At 34.4% G+C, this 18,014-nt stretch carries 20 protein-coding genes; 12 read left to right on the forward strand and 8 right to left on the reverse strand.

The genetic code is table 11. The features are described from left to right. Positions 1–89: 89 nt before the first annotated feature. Positions 90–1,238, reverse strand: a complete 1,149-nt coding sequence (locus GJV85_RS13810; protein WP_283949413.1) for a methyl-accepting chemotaxis protein — start codon at positions 1,236–1,238, stop codon at positions 90–92. Between the two features lie 83 nt (positions 1,239–1,321). On the opposite strand from GJV85_RS13810, the gene GJV85_RS03160 reads away from it, so the two are divergent. Then, entirely contained in the window at positions 1,322–2,110 is a 789-nt protein-coding gene (locus GJV85_RS03160; protein ID WP_207562422.1) for a hypothetical protein, read from the forward strand. Positions 2,111–2,130: 20 nt separating this feature from the next. On the opposite strand, the gene GJV85_RS03165 is transcribed toward GJV85_RS03160, so the two are convergent. Both GJV85_RS03165 and GJV85_RS03170 read right to left on the reverse strand, forming a co-directional pair. Continuing rightward, positions 2,131–2,682: a hypothetical protein gene (locus GJV85_RS03165; protein WP_207562423.1), complete on the reverse strand. Its 552-nt coding sequence runs from the start codon at positions 2,680–2,682 to the stop codon at positions 2,131–2,133. Positions 2,683–2,771: 89 nt separating this feature from the next. After that, positions 2,772–3,983, reverse strand: coding sequence for an EAL and HDOD domain-containing protein (locus GJV85_RS03170; RefSeq protein WP_207562424.1), 1,212 nt, complete (start codon positions 3,981–3,983; stop codon positions 2,772–2,774). Positions 3,984–4,073: 90 nt separating this feature from the next. Here GJV85_RS03170 and surE point away from each other — a divergent pair, with 90 nt between their 5' ends. The 5 genes from surE to GJV85_RS03195 are packed head-to-tail and all read left to right on the forward strand — an operon-like array spanning position 4,074 to position 7,014. Further along, complete coding sequence (gene surE, locus GJV85_RS03175; protein WP_207562425.1) at positions 4,074–4,859, forward strand: 5'/3'-nucleotidase SurE; 786 nt, start codon at positions 4,074–4,076, stop codon at positions 4,857–4,859. 1 nt (position 4,860) lies between these two features. Further along, complete coding sequence (locus GJV85_RS03180; protein ID WP_207562426.1) at positions 4,861–5,499, forward strand: ThiF family adenylyltransferase; 639 nt, start codon at positions 4,861–4,863, stop codon at positions 5,497–5,499. Positions 5,500–5,537: 38 nt separating this feature from the next. Further along, positions 5,538–6,389 (forward strand): hypothetical protein, encoded by an 852-nt coding sequence (locus GJV85_RS03185; RefSeq protein WP_207562427.1) that lies wholly within the window; start codon positions 5,538–5,540, stop codon positions 6,387–6,389. A 9-nt stretch (positions 6,390–6,398) separates the two neighbouring features. Then, positions 6,399–6,779, forward strand: a complete 381-nt coding sequence (locus GJV85_RS03190) for a hypothetical protein (RefSeq protein ID WP_207562428.1) — start codon at positions 6,399–6,401, stop codon at positions 6,777–6,779. Continuing rightward, a complete protein-coding gene (locus GJV85_RS03195) occupies positions 6,763–7,014 on the forward strand; it encodes a thiamine biosynthesis protein ThiF (protein WP_207562429.1) in 252 nt (83 codons plus the stop codon). The genes GJV85_RS03190 and GJV85_RS03195 overlap by 17 nt, the downstream gene beginning before the upstream one ends. On the opposite strand, the gene GJV85_RS03200 is transcribed toward GJV85_RS03195, so the two are convergent. From GJV85_RS03200 to GJV85_RS03220, 5 genes are read right to left on the reverse strand one after another with little or no spacing between them, the layout of a single operon-like run. Next, the gene (locus GJV85_RS03200; protein WP_207562430.1) at positions 7,011–8,192 is read right to left on the reverse strand and encodes a sensor histidine kinase; all 1,182 of its coding nucleotides are present in this window, start codon (positions 8,190–8,192) and stop codon (positions 7,011–7,013) included. The two genes, GJV85_RS03195 and GJV85_RS03200, sit on opposite strands and share 4 nt — an antisense overlap. Continuing rightward, on the reverse strand, positions 8,182–8,841 hold the full coding sequence (locus tag GJV85_RS03205; protein ID WP_207562431.1) for a response regulator transcription factor: 660 nt from the start codon (positions 8,839–8,841) through the stop codon (positions 8,182–8,184). The genes GJV85_RS03200 and GJV85_RS03205 overlap by 11 nt, the downstream gene beginning before the upstream one ends. Next, entirely contained in the window at positions 8,838–9,821 is a 984-nt protein-coding gene (locus GJV85_RS03210) for a cache domain-containing protein (protein ID WP_207562432.1), read from the reverse strand. The genes GJV85_RS03205 and GJV85_RS03210 overlap by 4 nt, the downstream gene beginning before the upstream one ends. Before the next feature lie 49 nt (positions 9,822–9,870). Further along, positions 9,871–10,374: a DsrE family protein gene (locus GJV85_RS03215; RefSeq protein WP_207562433.1), complete on the reverse strand. Its 504-nt coding sequence runs from the start codon at positions 10,372–10,374 to the stop codon at positions 9,871–9,873. A gap of 12 nt (positions 10,375–10,386) precedes the next feature. Further along, positions 10,387–11,784, reverse strand: coding sequence for a porin (locus GJV85_RS03220; RefSeq protein WP_207562434.1), 1,398 nt, complete (start codon positions 11,782–11,784; stop codon positions 10,387–10,389). A gap of 137 nt (positions 11,785–11,921) precedes the next feature. On the opposite strand from GJV85_RS03220, the gene greA reads away from it, so the two are divergent. From greA to GJV85_RS03250, 6 genes are read left to right on the forward strand one after another with little or no spacing between them, the layout of a single operon-like run. Then, complete coding sequence (gene greA / locus GJV85_RS03225) at positions 11,922–12,419, forward strand: transcription elongation factor GreA (RefSeq protein WP_207562435.1); 498 nt, start codon at positions 11,922–11,924, stop codon at positions 12,417–12,419. Positions 12,420–12,421: 2 nt separating this feature from the next. Continuing rightward, positions 12,422–13,429, forward strand: coding sequence for an N-acetyl-gamma-glutamyl-phosphate reductase (gene argC, locus GJV85_RS03230; RefSeq protein WP_207562436.1), 1,008 nt, complete (start codon positions 12,422–12,424; stop codon positions 13,427–13,429). Continuing rightward, positions 13,419–14,156, forward strand: coding sequence for a UDP-2,3-diacylglucosamine diphosphatase (locus GJV85_RS03235; RefSeq protein ID WP_207562437.1), 738 nt, complete (start codon positions 13,419–13,421; stop codon positions 14,154–14,156). The genes argC and GJV85_RS03235 overlap by 11 nt, the downstream gene beginning before the upstream one ends. A 3-nt stretch (positions 14,157–14,159) precedes the next feature. Next, a complete protein-coding gene (locus tag GJV85_RS03240) occupies positions 14,160–15,098 on the forward strand; it encodes a chemotaxis protein (RefSeq protein ID WP_207562438.1) in 939 nt (312 codons plus the stop codon). Between the two features lie 10 nt (positions 15,099–15,108). After that, the gene (locus GJV85_RS03245; RefSeq protein WP_207562439.1) at positions 15,109–17,511 is read left to right on the forward strand and encodes a hybrid sensor histidine kinase/response regulator; all 2,403 of its coding nucleotides are present in this window, start codon (positions 15,109–15,111) and stop codon (positions 17,509–17,511) included. After that, complete coding sequence (locus GJV85_RS03250; RefSeq protein ID WP_207562440.1) at positions 17,511–18,005, forward strand: chemotaxis protein CheW; 495 nt, start codon at positions 17,511–17,513, stop codon at positions 18,003–18,005. Before GJV85_RS03245 ends, GJV85_RS03250 begins: the two co-directional genes overlap by 1 nt. Positions 18,006–18,014 lie beyond the last annotated feature (9 nt).

The raw sequence follows: 18,014 nt of genomic DNA on the forward strand, positions 1-18,014 counted from the left end.
AGTTGTCTGACTTTTATTTGAAGTTCTGTGAGTTCACTTCTTCTTAATTGTTGTAATTTTACACTAACTCTAGCACATAAGTCAAGTTTTTAGGCTTTGAGGTTTGTTATGTTGTCTACAATCGCTGATATATCGACCTTTGCTTCACTCAAAGTCTTTTGCGTAGTCTCTGCTAGTTTTCTAACTTCATCGGCTACAACGGCAAAACCACGACCATGCTCGCCTGCACGAGCGGCTTCTATAGCTGCATTTAACGCCAGGAGGTTTGTCTGTTCCGCAATATCTGAAATAGTATCTAAGACATTAAATATATCTCTTGATTGCGCTTGTAACGCCAAGAGATTCTCTTTAAAATGGCTTCCACTCTCATCATCAAGTTCTTTTGTATTTTTAAGATGATCTAGCTCTCTTATGAGTTGCTCTTTTTGTGCATTCACTGACTTTAGTTTACCTTCAATAGTATCAATCTGTTTCATATAGTTGATATTTAAATCACTTAACTCATTTTGTAGTGATTCGTTGTGGTCTTGAAGTTGAGTGTATTGTGTATGTAGAGTATTATTACTCTCTTTTGTTTTTGATGATGTTATATCTGTTTGAGACTGGAGTCTTTTTATCTCTTTAGAGAGTTTTTTATTCTCTTCTTCTATATCTTTTAGATTGACTATGCCTTTTGCTGGAAACTCATTCTCTTTACTTCTAAAAAGTAAATAACCAACTCCTAGTCCTATAAGTGCTGTAACTATCGCTAATATAACAGTAAATATATAGGATTTTTTGTCCGTCTTAATCTCTTTTTTATCTCTGTATATGATTTTATCTTTATAGACAATTTTATCTTTGTATATAACTTTTTGAGTTTTTTGTTTTGGACTGTTTTTTATTAACTCTTTTGCTTGGCTATTCATATCAGTATAGAGCTTTCTCAACTTTTCTATATCTGCAGTAGTTAATTTAGTGTTAGATTCATGAAGATTGGAGAGTGTTTTTAGTGTTTCATTTTTTATATTTTTCAACTCTTCTACTTTTGTTTTATCAAGGGAAAGAGCGGTCGCTATTTTTTCATGAGTAGAGAGTACAAGGTAATATAGAGAGACTTTCTCTTCCGGAGTTAGTTTATGAGATATCTTGTCTATTTCATTATTAAGTGAAGTATAGTTTTTTTCTATATCGTTTGCAAGGCTTAGTGTTGTGAGTAGTAAAATAATAAATAATGTTTTCATGTTTGTTTTAAGCAAGGATAGTACCATAAATAGATTTAGGAGTTTTAGTTAATTTTAATTACATTTCATATAGAATTTGGCCAAAACAAAGGAACCCCATGTTAAAAATTATATTTTTACTTCTTGCATTTTTCATTTTCTCTAGTGCATCTGACTATACACGCTCAAATTCTGCATCGGCATCTGCTTTAAAAGGCTTAGATTGTGAGTTTGAAGATTGCAGTGAACCAGAGCCCAAAGTTATAGTAAAAGAAAAAGTTATTCTCAAAGAGAAGGTTGTTTACAGAGATAGACCAGTAGAGGTTATAAAAGAAAAGGTAGTTTATAAAGATAGACCTGTAGAAACCGTACAAAAAGTTGTAGAAGTTTCAGATAATGTAGTAGCGGGGAGAACTTATAACAAAGCTTTTTTTGATGTACATACTAATACACAGGCACCTATGCTAGATTATATTACTTATGGCAGCCGCACATCTTTTAATATTCAACAGTATGTAGATACTATTAGTAAAATTAAAGAGAATGGGACACATATATATATCCATGGAAAAATTGAAGTTCCAAGTTCAATTACCACATCACAAGTTTATATTGACTCAGGAAAAAAATATTTTAATTCTTATTCTAGTACTTGGATAAAAGAGATCTTTTATAACGATGCTAAAACAAGACAAAATTCTGACTACTTTTTAGTAGATGTTAAAAAAGATAATAATGGAAATAAATATGTAGATTACAAAATACATATATTATTACGTGTTCCAACTAGTGTCGGTGAAGGAAATAAAGATTGGACTCCAAACTATTACTTCTTTAAAATGGCTCCAAAAGTAAGAGGCTTTAAAAATAAGTTCGTAAAAGCAACACCATATATTATAGAAGAATAGTAATATAAATATTTATACCCTTAAGCATAAATATTTTTGTTAAACTCATCAAACTCTTTTAAAGTTTTCTCTAAAAGTTTTTGAGTCTCCTCTAAAATCTTCTTCATAGTGTCTTCAACACTCATCTCTTTTGGAGGTTGAAGCTCTGCTAATGATTTATCAAACATCTTCACTATATTTGTCTTAATAGCATTTACTCCATCTTCGTTGCGTTCTCTATTTGGGTCAAAAATAGCCGCTATTTGATGGGCAAGTTTTGTAACTGGAGTTCCGGGTGCATCCTCGGAAAACTCTTTTAAAAAGTTATCTATAAAAGGCTGAGCAGTTTTCATAAACTCATCTATCTCTTTTTGATCTTGTGCATCTATACCATTTCCCTTAATAGAAAACTGAAATGATTGCATTGATGAGAAACTCATAGAAGTACTTGAACCATTCTCATTTTGTGAGTGTCTAATTGAAGAAGATTGCTCGTTTGAGAAGTCCATTTTTATTGTATCACCACTTGATGTTCTCATAGCAATATTGAGGTCGTGTGCTCTGTAAGCATCTACTCCATAAGAGGTATTCATAATTTATCCTTTAGTTGTTAAGAAGTAAATCGGATAAAAAGTAAAATTATAAAGAGTAATGGAGAATTATTATGGGTGTAGTTATTTTATTAAATATCATCTTTATTTATCTCAACGCCACCATCTTCTAGCGTATATATGAGGTCTGTTGTATCTAGTTTGTCAAAATTTGCCAGCATTATTTTTCTCAGGTATGCTTTTTCAGCCTGTTCAGCCTTTAGTAAGCTTCCAGCAAAAATGCCTTTTTTCTCTAAAACTAAAGATGTGATATCTCTATCCATTTTGACATGAGCCATTAACTCTTTGATATTGATATCAAAAATTGAGCCCAGCAGAGAGAACATACCTGCGATGTACGCTTTGTCTTTGAGCCCTTCACTTGCGTCTGCCTCCATACTCTCGGCACGCTTGAGGGCAAGCTCAAGGATAGTTTGTGAAGCTGTATTTGTTGATACTTCAGAATAAAGATAGACCATTAACCATCTAAGGAGTTGATCTCTTCCCATAAGGGTGATTACCTGTGTTATTGATTGGACTTGTACATCCAACTTCTTAGATTTGTTGAAAAATTGGATAAGTTTAAAAGAGAGGTCAGGCTGTCTTTTTATAAAAGACTCTATCTCTTCAGTCGTTTTACTCTCTTTTAGATGTTGGATAAGTTGTAATATAACTACTTGAGCAGGTTCTTTAGAACTTTTAATCTCTATAATTTCTGGCTGATTTAGAATATAGCCTTGGAAATAATCAAAGCCCATCTCTAGAGATTTTTTAAAATCTTCTCGCGTTTCTATATTGTGTGCGAGTAGTTTTATTCGAGTACCCTTAAACTTCTGCATCACTTTTTTCAAGTTTTCAGGTTCAGAACTAAGTATATCCATACGGATAATATCTATGTATGCAAAAAGTCTTTGATACTTTACAATCATTGCAGCACTTGAGTCAAAATGTCCTATAGACAACTTAAAGCCTCTTTTTTTGTACTGAACTATTTTTTTAACAATAGCTTCTGTAAGATTAATAGTCTCGCAAAGGCTAAGCACAAATCTATCTTTATTTAAAATATCCAAAATACCTTTTGTAAGAGTTGCTTCATCAACATTGATAAATGCTAATGTATTTCTTCCTAGTAAAAGGTCTAGCTCATTACTTGTGATGGAGCTGATGATAAGCTTTGCAGTCCCTTTTACATTATTGGCGATAGTTGTTGGATTGTTATCAGCATCTTTAAAAACAAGCTCGTAAGCAAATATTCCATTTTTGTGGTTAAATATTTTTTGTTTGGAGATGTAGACTGAATTCATTAACTTATCCTTATATTTTGATTATTATACTATAAAATGACTTTATTGATAAAAGTTGAGTTATTCCACTAAAGAGTGTAAAATACACTTATGAATAAAAAGTATAAAATTTTAGTAACAAATGATGACGGTTATGAAGCAAAAGGGCTTTTGTCTTTAGTAGAAGCTCTTAAAGAGTTGGATGACGTTGAGGTAATGGTTGTAGCTCCCGCAAATGAAAAGTCTGCATGTGGACACTCTTTGACCCTTGTGAGACCTCTTCGTTTTGTTAGTGTGGATGATGATTTTTATAAACTTGATGATGGAACGCCAAGCGACTGTGTTTATCTCTCATTGAGCACTATTTATGAAAACACGAAGCCCGACCTACTTGTAAGTGGTATAAACCGTGGCTCAAACATGGGTGAAGACATTACGTACTCGGGAACTGCTGCTGGAGCGATGGAAGGTGTTTTACACGATATTCCCTCTATCGCGATAAGCCAAGTGATGGATTTTACAAATCCAGATGGCGATTTTTCTCTTGCTGGGGAGACCATTAAAAAATTAGTTACTAAGATAAGAGAAGGCTCGTTTCCTCTTCCTGAACGCGAATTTTTAAATGTAAATATTCCTCCTGATGCCACAAGCGCCAAGATAAAAGTGACTTATGCAGGTTACAGACACTATGCAAATGACTCACATCTACATAGAAATCCAAGAGGAGAAGAGCACCACTGGCTAGGACTTCATCCTCTGAACTTTTCTAAACGCGAGGGTGTAGATGGTATGAGCGACTATGATGCTATAGAAGCGGGATACATCTCCATAACACCAATCATGCTTGATTTGAGTGCTTATAAGAGTATGCAGAGACTTAAAGAGTGGGTAGAGTAGTTTGGGAAAATATGACCGCATAAAAATAATTCTTCAAGATGATTTTAAAAAACTAGAAGACGCTAAAATAATCCTTTTAGGAGTTGGCGGCGTTGGAAGTTTTTGTCTTGATTGTCTCTATCGAAGTGGAATAAAAGATATAACAATCGTTGACTTTGACACTTATGACGACTCAAATCAGAACCGCCAAATGTGGTCGGAAATGCATGAAAACGAAGTAAAAGTAGAGGCTCTTTTAAAGCATTACCCCGAACTTAAAATTATCAACAAAAAAATTGATGAGCAGTGGGTTTGGGATTTTGACTTTGATGAGTATGACGTAGTTTTAGACGCCATAGATGATAGAAATGCAAAACTCGCGTTAGCTCAAAAGTGTTATAAAAAACTTATCTCCTCTTTTGGTGCAGCTAAACGCATGGATCCGACAAAGATAATCGTGGATGATATTTGGAAAAGTTATGGAGACAAGTTTGGCTCTCGCATACGAAGCGAACTTAAAAAACGCGGGTTTAAAAAGAAGTATAAAGTGATATTTTCATCTGAAGAGGCTCAAGTAAAAGAGAAGGGTAGTTTTATGGGTGTTACCGCCGCATTTGGACTTGTGATGTGTTCAGAGACTATAAAAAGGCTTCGTGGTTGAGACTTATTTTAGTCATTTTCTTTCTGAGGACTTTGCTTATGTCGGAAGATTTAGTCGAGTATGATTATGAACTTGACGCATACTACTCGAATGTCTCTGCGTTTATAGATCTTGATACCGCAAATGAGATAACAGACGCCTCAGAACTAAGTGAAGCTGAGTTATACACAAGATTAGTATTAAATACACTCAATCCAAATATTTTTTTACTTGAAGCTGCTGTGCACCCTATGCCAATAGTAGGTATATATAGTCGTAAAAACTATGAAGAGAGTTATAATAGCTCAACTATAAATGATTTAAATCTTGTAAGAGCCGTAACGGCAGGTTTTGCAGAGCCTTACTCATTATCTCTTTTTTTTGGAAGGATGATGGTTTTTAAAAACAAGAAGAGTGATGAGAGGGTTGGAAAAAATAGAGCTTATATAGGATATTTATTAACTATAGGAGATAACTCTATCAAAGAGAATGTTGCTCATGCCAATAGATTTATGACTTTTGAGTTTAAATTAAAAGGGACAAGAGAGCAAAAAGATAGAGATTTGGACTGGAGTTTTAGAGTTGGAGCAAAAATGAATGAAAATAGAAATTTTGTAGACACTTTTTACATTGGGGCGAGAAGAAGCAGTATTGACTATAAAAAAAGTGCTTTCTCTTTTTTATATAACAGTGCATTTACTGCCCTTGTAGAAGTAAGCTCAAATACTTTTAAGTTTACAAATTCTGAGTTTGTAATTGAGAAAAAGTTTCCACTCTCTTGGAGTGAAAAGATGTCTTTTGGTTTAGGACTAGGATATCTCTACACTAGTAATGAGAAATATAATGGGATACTTAGAGATGAGGGTGTTGAAAATCATCAACTTATCTTTCGTCCAAATTTAAAGTTTTAAAGGAAGCGATTGTTTGATTTTTTAGATAGTGATTGGTTTAACATAGGTCTAGAGATAGTTTTTGTTATCTTAATCTCGTATGATATTAAAAAGTACATAGAGACTAAGAAACGCGAGTATATTACAAACATAGTACTCACCGTAGCATTTGCCATATGGACGCTTTATCCATACTATAACTCTTATGTAGGCTGGGATGGGACTCAAAAAGAGAAGATGTTAAGTACTTGTGTCGACTCAAATGACTCAAAACTTTGTAAATGTATGGATGATAAAATATTTAAAGAGTATGTATACGATGAGTATATACAAGTAGATCATAACTCAAGTGAATATAGAGAGTTTTTAGACGAAGCTAAAGAGGATTGTTTAGATGATGGATGGTTTTGATTTAAACTCCGCTCTTGTTTGTGAAGGTATTATTGGAGATGGTTGTGGAGGTGGAAGAGTCTTTTTTGTTGAGGATGAAACACTTAAAACATTTGATCCGCTAACAAAAAGTAGTACACTTTTACTAGAGGGTATTGTGGATGCACTCTCGGTATCTAAAAAGGCATGTATTATAACAATTAGCACTAAATCTCAAGAGATTAAATATGACTTATCCCTCTTACAACAGATTTAAATAGTCTCACTACTTAAAATCATTGGATTATGAAAGGTATATATAAAGGTGCTTCCCTTGGCTAACTCGGAGTGTATATCTAAAGTGATGTCCGATTCGTCTATTATGGATTTAACTATACTCATACCAATCCCAAATCCATTCTTATGCTCATTTTCTCTATAGTGTTTTTTTAGAATCATATGAGGGTTTTTAATACCTTGTCCGTAGTCTTGAATACTCAGCTTTATATCATCAGTATCTTTTTTTAGCGTTACATTGATTTTAGAGTTTGTATTGGAAAATTTTATAGCGTTTGAGAGTGTATTATCAACTATCCTCTCAAGTTTTGTTCTATTAAAAAGAATCTCTACTTTTACACTACAGTCAAAAGAGATAACTATATCTTTAAGTTCACAAATCAATTCAAAATATGTCACTCTATCTCTTAAAAACGCATTCAAGTTGATAGGTTCATCTTGGTATTCTATACGATTTTGTTTGATTAAATAGTCCATATCATTATATATGGTTGCTAAAGATTTCGTCGCAGATTTTATACGATTGAAGTATTTATTTGCTCCATAAATACTGCTAAAGAGGTCCACATTTACATTTATAATACTCAAAGGGGTATTGATTTCATGCATAGACTCTTTGATAAAATCATCTAGTTTTTCGTTTACTCTTTTAAATGGTCTTGAGAAGCTGTTTAAAAAGTAAAAAGAGAGAAGTAAAATAAGAGCAATTATCCCAAACGCCACAATACTTGCTTCTAAGTATATTGGAGCAAAAGATATTTTTTTCTCAGTAATCAAATACTCAGCGAAGAAATATTTCTCAGAGGGTAGTTTCGTTATAAGATACCTATTAGAACCATCACTATGATAACCATTCATAAATGAGGGTAGGGGCTCTTTAATCTGTGTATATATTCGTGAAAAATCTTTTTTGTAAATTCCAGATTTATATTGTGTAAATTTTGGAAATTCAAATGTTTCATTTGGGTGGTTTCCAAAAATATCCATCGCATTAATGATATGGGACTGGATGGATTTGAGCTCAACTTCGGTTTTGATTTCATGTAGCTTTATTTTATGGTCGATGTAGATATACAGGGGTGCTAAAAGGATTATTGATATAATTAAAGTATAGATGAAACTATATTTTTTTACAAACTTTTGCTCATTAACAATCAAGACGATATCCCAAGCCATAAATATTTTTTATAATCTCTTTTGGTAATTTCCTACGAAGATTATTTATTTGAACTCTTGCATTGGCTGAAGAGACACTATTCTGCCATATTTGCTCATGTAACATTTCAGTGGTGACTACCCTGTTTCTATGAAGTAAAAAAAGGTTTAGTATATCTCCCTCTGTCTTACTTAAGGCAACTCTTTGTTCATTATGTGTTAACTCATAAGTTGTGACATTATAGTTGTATCCTTGAGGAAGTTTAATAAAAGTCTCATCGGTTTTAAAGCAGTTTGACTTAAGGGCATGTTGGACTCTTAGGAGTAGTTCTATCAAGTCAAATGGTTTTTTTATGTAATCACAACACCCATGTGCATACCCCTGAAGCATAGCATCCGCACTTGACATGGATGTTACAAAAATCGTTGGAATGTTTTTATTTTCTATTGAGAGCTCTTTTCTAAGTGAAAAGCCATCCCACTCTCCTGGGACATTCACATCAAGAAGTAAAAGGTCATAATCAATTGTGAAAATCGCATCAAAAGCATCATCGCTATTCTCGTAACTGTCTACATGATAGTTTTTACTTTTTAGAAACTCTTCTATGCTCTCTTTTAATATAGTCTCATCTTCAAGTAAAAGTATTTTCACTTTATTTTTCCTCTAGATATATTTTTTGGATTATTTACAGCTTTTTCTTTATTTAAGCATATATTTGAGTCGATTGACTCACTATTTTTAAGTACAGAGTAGTAGAGATCTTTTCTTGCATATGTGAAAAATGCATTAAGCTCTCTTTCAAATGCACTAAATAGTTCAAGCTTCTGCTTTGAGATTATTAGTATAAAGTATCCAATATTGTCTCCATTACTATTTAGAATTGCTCGAGAAAAATAGAAGTGGTTTTTCCCTTCAAGCTGCCCTTGATTTAGTAGCTTAGAGATGCCAGTTTTTTTCAGATAAGCAATATGCTCTACATTTGCTCCATTATTTGCAATAATCATATTTTCAATTACTGGATTATTATTTAAAAGAACAGCTTGGTTTTTGTATTTAGAATTTAGTAGAGCAATCATACTTATGTCATAGTTAAGAAAATACTCTTCGAGTGAATTAAATCTATGTATGACCTCTATAAAACCAACAACTTCTCCATTTCTAACTATAGGTATGGAAGCTATGAGAACTAATCTTCTTGCAGCTTCAAAAGATAGATGCGGATTTTTACTTATTTTTATCTCTTGTAAGTCTGGTCTAAATTTTTTAACATTTAAGCCAGCATCACTATTGTCCCAACTTCGTGCAAAGATAACATACTCTTTAGTAAGTATCTGCGCACGCATTTTTGAACCACTAAATATCTCTAGGGCATTCATATGCTGCTTGAGTATTTCATAGCCTTTTATCGAGTCATTAGTTTTGATTGCGGATTGGAGTGTTTCATTTTGAGATAGAGCAAAGGCAAAGTTAAATGCTTCGGCCTTTTCTCTCTCTATCTGTTTATTGAGGAGATTTATAAGAACTGTATGTACATTATTAACATACTCTTCTTTCTTTTGTAGATTAAAGTAGAGACTTAAAAGTACAAGAACTATCAACAATAGAACCAAGTACTTTTGATAAAGTTTCATAACTATTCCTAATCTTACTCTGTGATGTATTGTATCACTTTTATGACTACTATTTTATTTTAATGTAAGCATATCCATCTCTTTGCAGATCAATTGCTTTAATTATTCCAGCAGGTGTTAGCTCTACAAAGTCTAGAATTTGTTCAGGTTTTACATTTTTCTTTTCCATCGTATTTCCACAAGCATAAATAGTCAAGCTATCACCAGCAGTTTGCTTTAGGCTAGAAATTCTGCCTGCTGTTCCATTACCAGAGGGCCCACCATGATCTTGGTAAGGTTTTTTTACAAAACCAGTTCCTTTAAAGTCCTTCATTACATATTGTAAACATGGTCCAAGGGCTACTAGGTTTAAATCGTATTGAATCATATTTTTGTTGTAGTGTTTTACAACATTGTTCATAGTGTTTAACATCAAGTGAATACGCTTTGGATCAGCAAAATCACATTGGTAGACTATATTTACTACATCATCTTCATCGTTATCATTTGCAGATGATGGAACAACCATCATCATTACTACTGCAAGGGCATATATTAATTTAGTTAATTTCATTTTTATTCCTTTTTAAAATGCTGCTGTGAATTGAACTTCAACACGATCGCCAATATTGTCTACTACTGTTTGTGCATTAGCATTGTTTGGTGCTTGAATATCTCTAATTAGGTAGTTAAAGTCAAGACGAGTTGGACCTTTAAATCTATATGAACACCCAAGAGTAGTAGTTGTAAAGTCACGCTCGGCTTTTTCATCATTTGTTAAGCGGTTGAGATAATCATATCTTCCAAAAACTTCGAATTTTTTAGGAACAATCTCATACTGTAAATTCACATAACCACCATCTGCTTTATTTTCATCGCCTACAGCATATTGGAACTGCCAATCTTCTTGAAGTGCATCAGGATTTTTATCTTTAGCTCCGGTATATATCATACCCTCGGCTTTCATGTACTCAGCTTCAAATCTTAATCCGTAGTTGTAGTAAGTCATACCTAAACCATAGCGTTTACGGTTTGTATCAACTCTTGTAGTAGTGGTTCCATCATTAGATAGAAGTGATCTCTTTCCACTCTGGCCCCATAAGTAGAACTTCAATGCTTGTGTAAAGTAACCTCTACCACCATAAGTCTGCTCTAACGCTAAAAATCCATAGTTTGTCTCTTGTGAATCAGAACTACTGTTTGAAATACCAGTTCCATTACCATGCATATATGCATAAGAAACTGCCCAGTCATTAGCTATATCTACTGTGTCAAATATTTGAATACCAGTATCTCTAAAAGCACCTATTGGCTGTGTGACTTCACTACTTGTATAATGGTCAGTTTTTGCACCACCAGCTGCAAGACCTGTTTGAACTGTACCAACATTTGTAACGAGTCTCTCTAAAAGTTGTTGATTTGTCATGTTTGTAAAAGTAATATATGGAGATACGAAAACAGCTTGTAAGCCCTCTTCACTACCAGGGTATTTAAACTTACCCACACGCACTTTTGCATATGGAACATGTTTTAATGTAATGGATGCATCTGAAAAGAAAGTAGCAACATTACCATGTCCTGCTAGATTGTTAACGCCATTGTTAGCAAATTCAGTCATGAAGAAATAGTTTACTAAGTTGTCATTATCTGCCATACCTCTTAGAGCTAATCTTGCCCTAAATAGGTTTACACCTGATTGACTTTGTAAGTCGGGATTAAGTAGTGAAAATGGAGTTCTATTGATTCCATCATTTTTGTTACTTATGGGGTTGAAATCTGAAACTGTTCCAAGATCTTGTTTATAGTTCACTTGAATAAATCCCCAAAGTTTTGGAACTTTACTACGATATGGTACTTTTACACCCTTTGGTGCGACTACTGCAGGTTGTTCCCCCTGTAGTGATAGCCAGTCCGCAGCATTTACTTGAGATGAAGATGCAAGTAGTGCTAAACCTAAAAGTTTTACTTTTAAAGCTGTTTTCATATATTCCTCCTATGAATGATTTGTGTAGTGTAAAATAAAAGTGAAAAGAAAGTGTAAAGTTTTTATATTTGCATATACTAGAGATATAACAAGTTTAGATATAATCATAAAAAATAAAACTTTAAAGAGAAACAACTATGCAAAGAGTAGAACCTATGACACTTTTCGGCTATGAAAAATTACAAGCTGAAGTGAAAGATTTAAAAGAAGTGAAACGTCCTCAAGTTGTAAAAGATATAGAAGATGCACTAGAACATGGTGACCTAAAAGAAAATGCTGAGTACCATGCCGCAAAAGAGATGCAGAAAAATATAGACAATCGTTTAGCAGAGCTTCAAGATATCTTAGGAAACTCACAAATAGTAGACCCTAGTGAACTTGAACATGCAAGAATCTCTTTTGGTTCAACTGTATGTATGACAGATATGAATACAGATGAAGAGGTTACATACACTATAGTAGGTGGCTGTGAATCTAATCCAGATATGGGCCTTATCTCTTTTGGTTCTCCTTTAGCAAAACAGCTTTTAGGAAAAGAGGAGGGTGATGAAGTGAAAGTCACTCTTCCTGGTGGAGAAAAAGAGTTTGAGATAGATGAAGTGAAATACCAAGAAATAGTTTTTGAGTGTCACTAAAAATGAGTAAAAATATAAATGTAGGAATCATTGGAGTAAGTGGTTATACCGGTTTAGAGCTTGTAAAGATGCTTATAAATCATCCTACTTTTAAGCTAAATTATGTTGCTAACTCTACTGGTGACATAACTATGGATGAACTCCATCCATCTTTAAGCGGCATTTGCTCTTTAGAGGTAAAAAAAGCTGACGTAGATGAGTGCGCAGCCACTTGTTCTCTTGTTTTTTTAGCGGTACCGCATAAGACTGCGATGGCGTTTGTGAAGCCTTTTATGAAACTTGGGATTAAAGTGGTGGACTTCTCGGCTGACTATAGACTAACGCAAGACGTTTATGAAGAGTACTACTGTGCACATACTGACGCAGAAAATCTAGAAAATGTTGTGTATGGTCTGCCAGAGATGTTCCGCGAAGAGATTAAGAACGCTTCTTTAGTTGCAAACCCAGGATGCTTTCCAACTTCGGCTATTTTAGGACTTCTTCCTTTTATGGATAGAAGAGTTCCTAATACTCCTATCATTGTAGACGCAAAAACAGGTGTAAGTGGTGCTGGAAAGAAGTTAAGCGATGTGACACATTTTGTAAATGTCAACGATAACCTTTTTGCATATAACCCTTTTCATCATAGACATGCTCCTGAAATTGCTCAAAAACTTGGCGTTTCATTTGATGAGGTAAATTTTGTACCTCATTTAGTTCCATTAACTCGAGGGATGATTTCATCTATTTATATTCAAACGCAGGGCTCATTTGATGCGGAGGAACTTGTTCGTGAGTATTATAAAGATGAGCCATATGTGCGTATCAGTAAAAACCCAGTTGATATGAAAAATACAGCGGGAACAAATTTCTGTGATATCTATGTAAAACAAAAAGGTAACCTACTATTTGTCTCAAGTTCTATAGATAACCTTCTTCGTGGCTCATCTTCCCAAGCTCTAGCAAATGCTAACTTGATGATGGGACTTGATGAAAACAGTGGGATACCTAACATAGCTTATGTCCCATAATATAGAACTACTTGAGGGTGCATTTGTAATCTCAGATGCACACTACTCAGATCTTCGACCCGAATTACTTGCGCTTATTAAAGATATTCATTCGAAAAAACTACTCCCTTCTCAAATCGTTTTCATGGGTGATATATTTGACGCACTTTTTGGAGAAGTTCCCTATACTCATAGTATAAATGAGGAGATGATAACTCTTATAAATGAGATAAATCAAGAGATAGAGGTGATATACCTTGAAGGCAATCATGACTTTAATCTAGAGTCAGTTTTTCCAAACGCGAAGATATTTTCCTTGAATGAACAACCAGTGAGTTGTAACTTTAAAGGCAAAAAAGTATGCTTGGCACATGGCGATTTTGATGTCAGTCTCTCTTATAGTATATACAGTGGAGTTATTAGAAACTCTACTGTTCTCTCTACTCTTAAAATAATAGATAATTTTACAAATCACTACATACTTAAAAAGCTAGACAGTTTTTTAGCAAAAAAAGATGATTGTAAAGAGTTCATAGGCTTTAGAGATTTTATATCTAAACGCGAGTTAGAGAAGTTTGAGTGTGATTATTTTATTGAAGGGCACTTTCATCAAAATAGCGCTTTTAGCTTTGATAATTTTTACTATATTAATTTAGCCGCTTTTGCTTGTAATCAAAGATATTTTATAGTAGAATCTTCAGATAATAAAGAACTATTAAAAGAAGAAAAATTCTCTAAGGAGATTTAAAATATGGACGATCGTTCCCTAAAAGTCGGTTCTAATGAAATGGAACTTGTCGACTTTCGTATACTTAAACAAGAAGAAGATGGTGTATATGAAGGTATATATGGAATAAATGTTTCAAAGGTACGTGAAATTATTCGTGTTCCATTTTTAACTGAATTGCCAGGTACGCCTGAGTTTATAGAAGGTATTTTTGATCTACGTGAAGTTGTTATACCAGTTGTAAACTTAGCAAAGTGGATGGGAATAAAAGCACCAGAGTCTGCTGAGAAAAACTCTAGAGTTATTATTACAGAGTTTAATAATGTACTTATTGGTTTTGTGGTTCATGAAGCAAAACGTATACGAAGAATTAACTGGAATGACATAGAACCTGCCTCATTTATGAGCGGAGGTGACTCCCTTGATAGTAATAAAATAACGGGTGTAACAAAAATAGAAGACGATAACGTCCTTTTGATTTTAGACCTTGAGAGTGTTGTGCAAGACTTGGGTCTTTATGAACCGGATGTAGATAGTATACCTCAAGAGATAGAAAGATTTTCTGGATTAGCACTTGTGCTAGATGATAGTGCAACCGCTAGAAAAATAGTAAAAGAGGCACTTATAAAAATGGGCTTTAGTGTGGTAGAAGCTATGGATGGAGAAGAGGGTCTGAGTCGCCTTAATGAAATCTATAGTACTTACGGAGAAAACATAGCGAATAATTTGAAAATAATTATTTCAGATGTTGAGATGCCAAAAATGGATGGTTTTCATTTTGCATCTAATGTCAAAGCAGATGGAAGATTTAATAATATTCCTATAGTGTTCAACTCTTCGATTAGTGATCATTTTAGTGAGGGAAGAGGAATAGATGCTGGCGGTGAGGCTTATTTAGTTAAGTTTGAAGCAAGCTCATTTTATAACGAAGTAGCACGTGTTGTACGTGCACATATGAAGTAGGAGTGTAAATATGGATGAATTTCAAGAGATACTACAAGATTTTTTAGTCGAATCATTTGAACTTGTAGAAAAATTAGATGAAGATTTAGTAGAATTAGAAAATACCCCAGAAGATTTAGAACTTTTAAATGGTATTTTTCGTGTAGCACACACGGTTAAGGGAGCTTCATCATTTTTAAATTTTGATGTTTTAACGCACCTTACTCACCATATGGAAGATGTACTTAATAAGGCTCGTCATGGTGAGCTAATTTTAACACCTGATATTATGGATGTTGTACTAGAATCAATTGACCTTATGAAAGCATTGCTTGAGACTATCCGTGACACAAGTGCTGATGCTGGAATAGACGTTTCTGCTTGTGTAGCTAGACTAGATAAAGTGGCTGGCGGTACGGGAGAAGTTGAATCTCCTGTTGTAGAAGCACCTGCCGCTCAGATTATTGAGGCTGAAGCTGTTGCGGAAGTAGCGGTAGATTCAGATGAACCTGATTATGATAATATGGACCCAGATGAGATTGAAGCTGAGATTGAGAGACTATTACAAGAGCGCCAAGAGCAAGATAAGGCTAAACGCCAAGCTAAGATAGATGCAGGTGAGAGCGTATTAGCCGCTCCTCCTGAACCAACATCCGATGATGAAGCTAGCTCAGAGCCAACACCAGCAGCTCCACCGCCTCCACCACCACCTTCAGCTCCAGCTGTTGTTATAAATGATGCTCCGGATGAAGATCCAAAAGCAGCTGCTCCAGCCAAACGAACACCGGCTGCAGTTGAACAGACTATTCGTGTTGATGTAAAAAGACTTGACCACTTGATGAACCTTATAGGTGAGCTGGTTCTTGCAAAAAATAGACTCATTAAGATAAATGATGATGTAGAAGAGCGTTATGAGGGTGAAGAGTTCCTTGAAGAGTTAAACCAAGTGGTTTCTATAGTATCTATTGTTACAACTGACTTACAGATAGCAGTTATGAAAACTAGAATGCTTCCTATTGGTAAGGTATTTAATAAGTTTCCAAGAATGATTAGAGACCTTTCACGTGAACTCAACAAAAAAATAGAACTTGAAATATCTGGTGAAGATACTGAGCTTGACAAGTCTATTGTTGAAGAGATAGGCGATCCATTAGTTCACATTATTCGTAACTCATGTGATCATGGTGTAGAGACTCCTTCAGAGCGTATAGCTAAAGGAAAAGATGAGACCGGAACTATAGGCTTAAAGGCTTATAATGAAGGGAATCAAATTGTTATTCAGATAGATGATGATGGTAAAGGTTTAGACTCTAACATGCTTAAGAATAAATCACTTGAAAAAGGGATTATTACTGAAAAAGAAGCTGATAGTATGAGTGAAAAAGAGTCCTTTGGTCTTATTTTCAAACCTGGATTCTCAACTGCTGCTTCTGTAACAAGTGTTTCTGGTCGTGGTGTTGGTATGGATGTTGTAAAAACAAATATTGAAAAGCTTAACGGTATTATCGATATTGATAGCGAGCTTGGTGTTGGTACTTCAATGAAGTTGAAGATTCCTTTAACACTTGCGATTATACAGGCACTTCTTGTTGGTGTTCAAGAGGAGCATTATGCTATTCCTCTTGCATCTGTTTTAGAGACTGTTAGAATCTCTAAAGATGAGATATATACAGTAGAAGGTCGCTCAGTTATGAGACTTCGTGAAGAGGTTTTATCACTTGTTCATATTGGAGATATCTTTGAAGTTGAGCGCATTCTTGATGCGAGTGAGCATGCTTATGTAGTTGTACTTGGTTTGGGTACAAGTAAAATAGGTCTTATTGTTGATACTTTAGTTGGTCAAGAAGAGATAGTTATTAAGTCATTAGGTGATTATCTCAAAGGGATTGAAGGTATCGCTGGGGCTACTATCCGTGGTGATGGTGGCGTTACACTTATTGTGGATGTTGTTGCACTTATGTCTATGGCAAAAACTGTAAAAGCTTCTCAAATAAGTAGTAGTGATTCATCTTCAGCAGATGTCTCTCGTGAAAAAACAAAGGCTAGTGACTACACGGTAATGATAGTAGATGATTCTAAAACAGATAGAACTATTATGCGTAAATCTTTAGAGTCTACAGGAATAACTCTAGTAGAAGCTACTGATGGCCAAGAAGCACTAAATATTTTAAAAGCGGGTGATCATAATTTTGATGCAATGCTGATTGATATAGAGATGCCTAGAATGGATGGATATACTTTAGCTACAGAGATTAAGAAGTACAACAAGTATAAAGCTTTACCACTTATTGCCGTTACCTCTCGTACTGGAAAATCAGATCGTATGCGTGGTGTAGAGTCTGGAATGGTAGAGTATATTACTAAACCATACTCTGCAGATTATCTCTCTAGTGTTGTACAGAGAAATGTTAACTTTAAATCGGAGTTTTTATAATGAGTGATAAATTAAAACAGATTATTAACAATCAGAATGCACAAGAAAACGGTTCTAAAGAAAATATAGATGAAGTTGTTCAACTAGTAGGATTTGTGATAGGAGATGAAGAGTACGCTGTGCCTATTCTTGCCATTCAAGAGATTATTAAACCTTTTTCATGGACAAGAGTTCCCCAAGTTCCAAAGTATGTTCTTGGCGTATTTAATCTTCGTGGAGCAGTAATTCCTCTAATTGATTTACGCTCTAAATTCAGCCTTCCTACTAAGAAGCACTCCGAAGATACGCGTTTCATCGTTATGCGTCATGGTGATGATGTGGCAGGGTTTGTTATAGATAGACTCACTATGGCGATTAGAATTAAAAAGCAAAATATTGGTCCAGCACCTGATACAGCGAGTGGTGATGACACGATTATTGATGGTGTTGGAAAACAAGAAGATAAAATTATTACTATACTTAAAGTTAATAAACTACTAGAAAGAGATTTTTAAACCTTTAAG

It is taken from the genome of Sulfurimonas aquatica, assembly GCF_017357825.1.
GTDB lineage: Bacteria > Campylobacterota > Campylobacteria > Campylobacterales > Sulfurimonadaceae > Sulfurimonas > Sulfurimonas aquatica.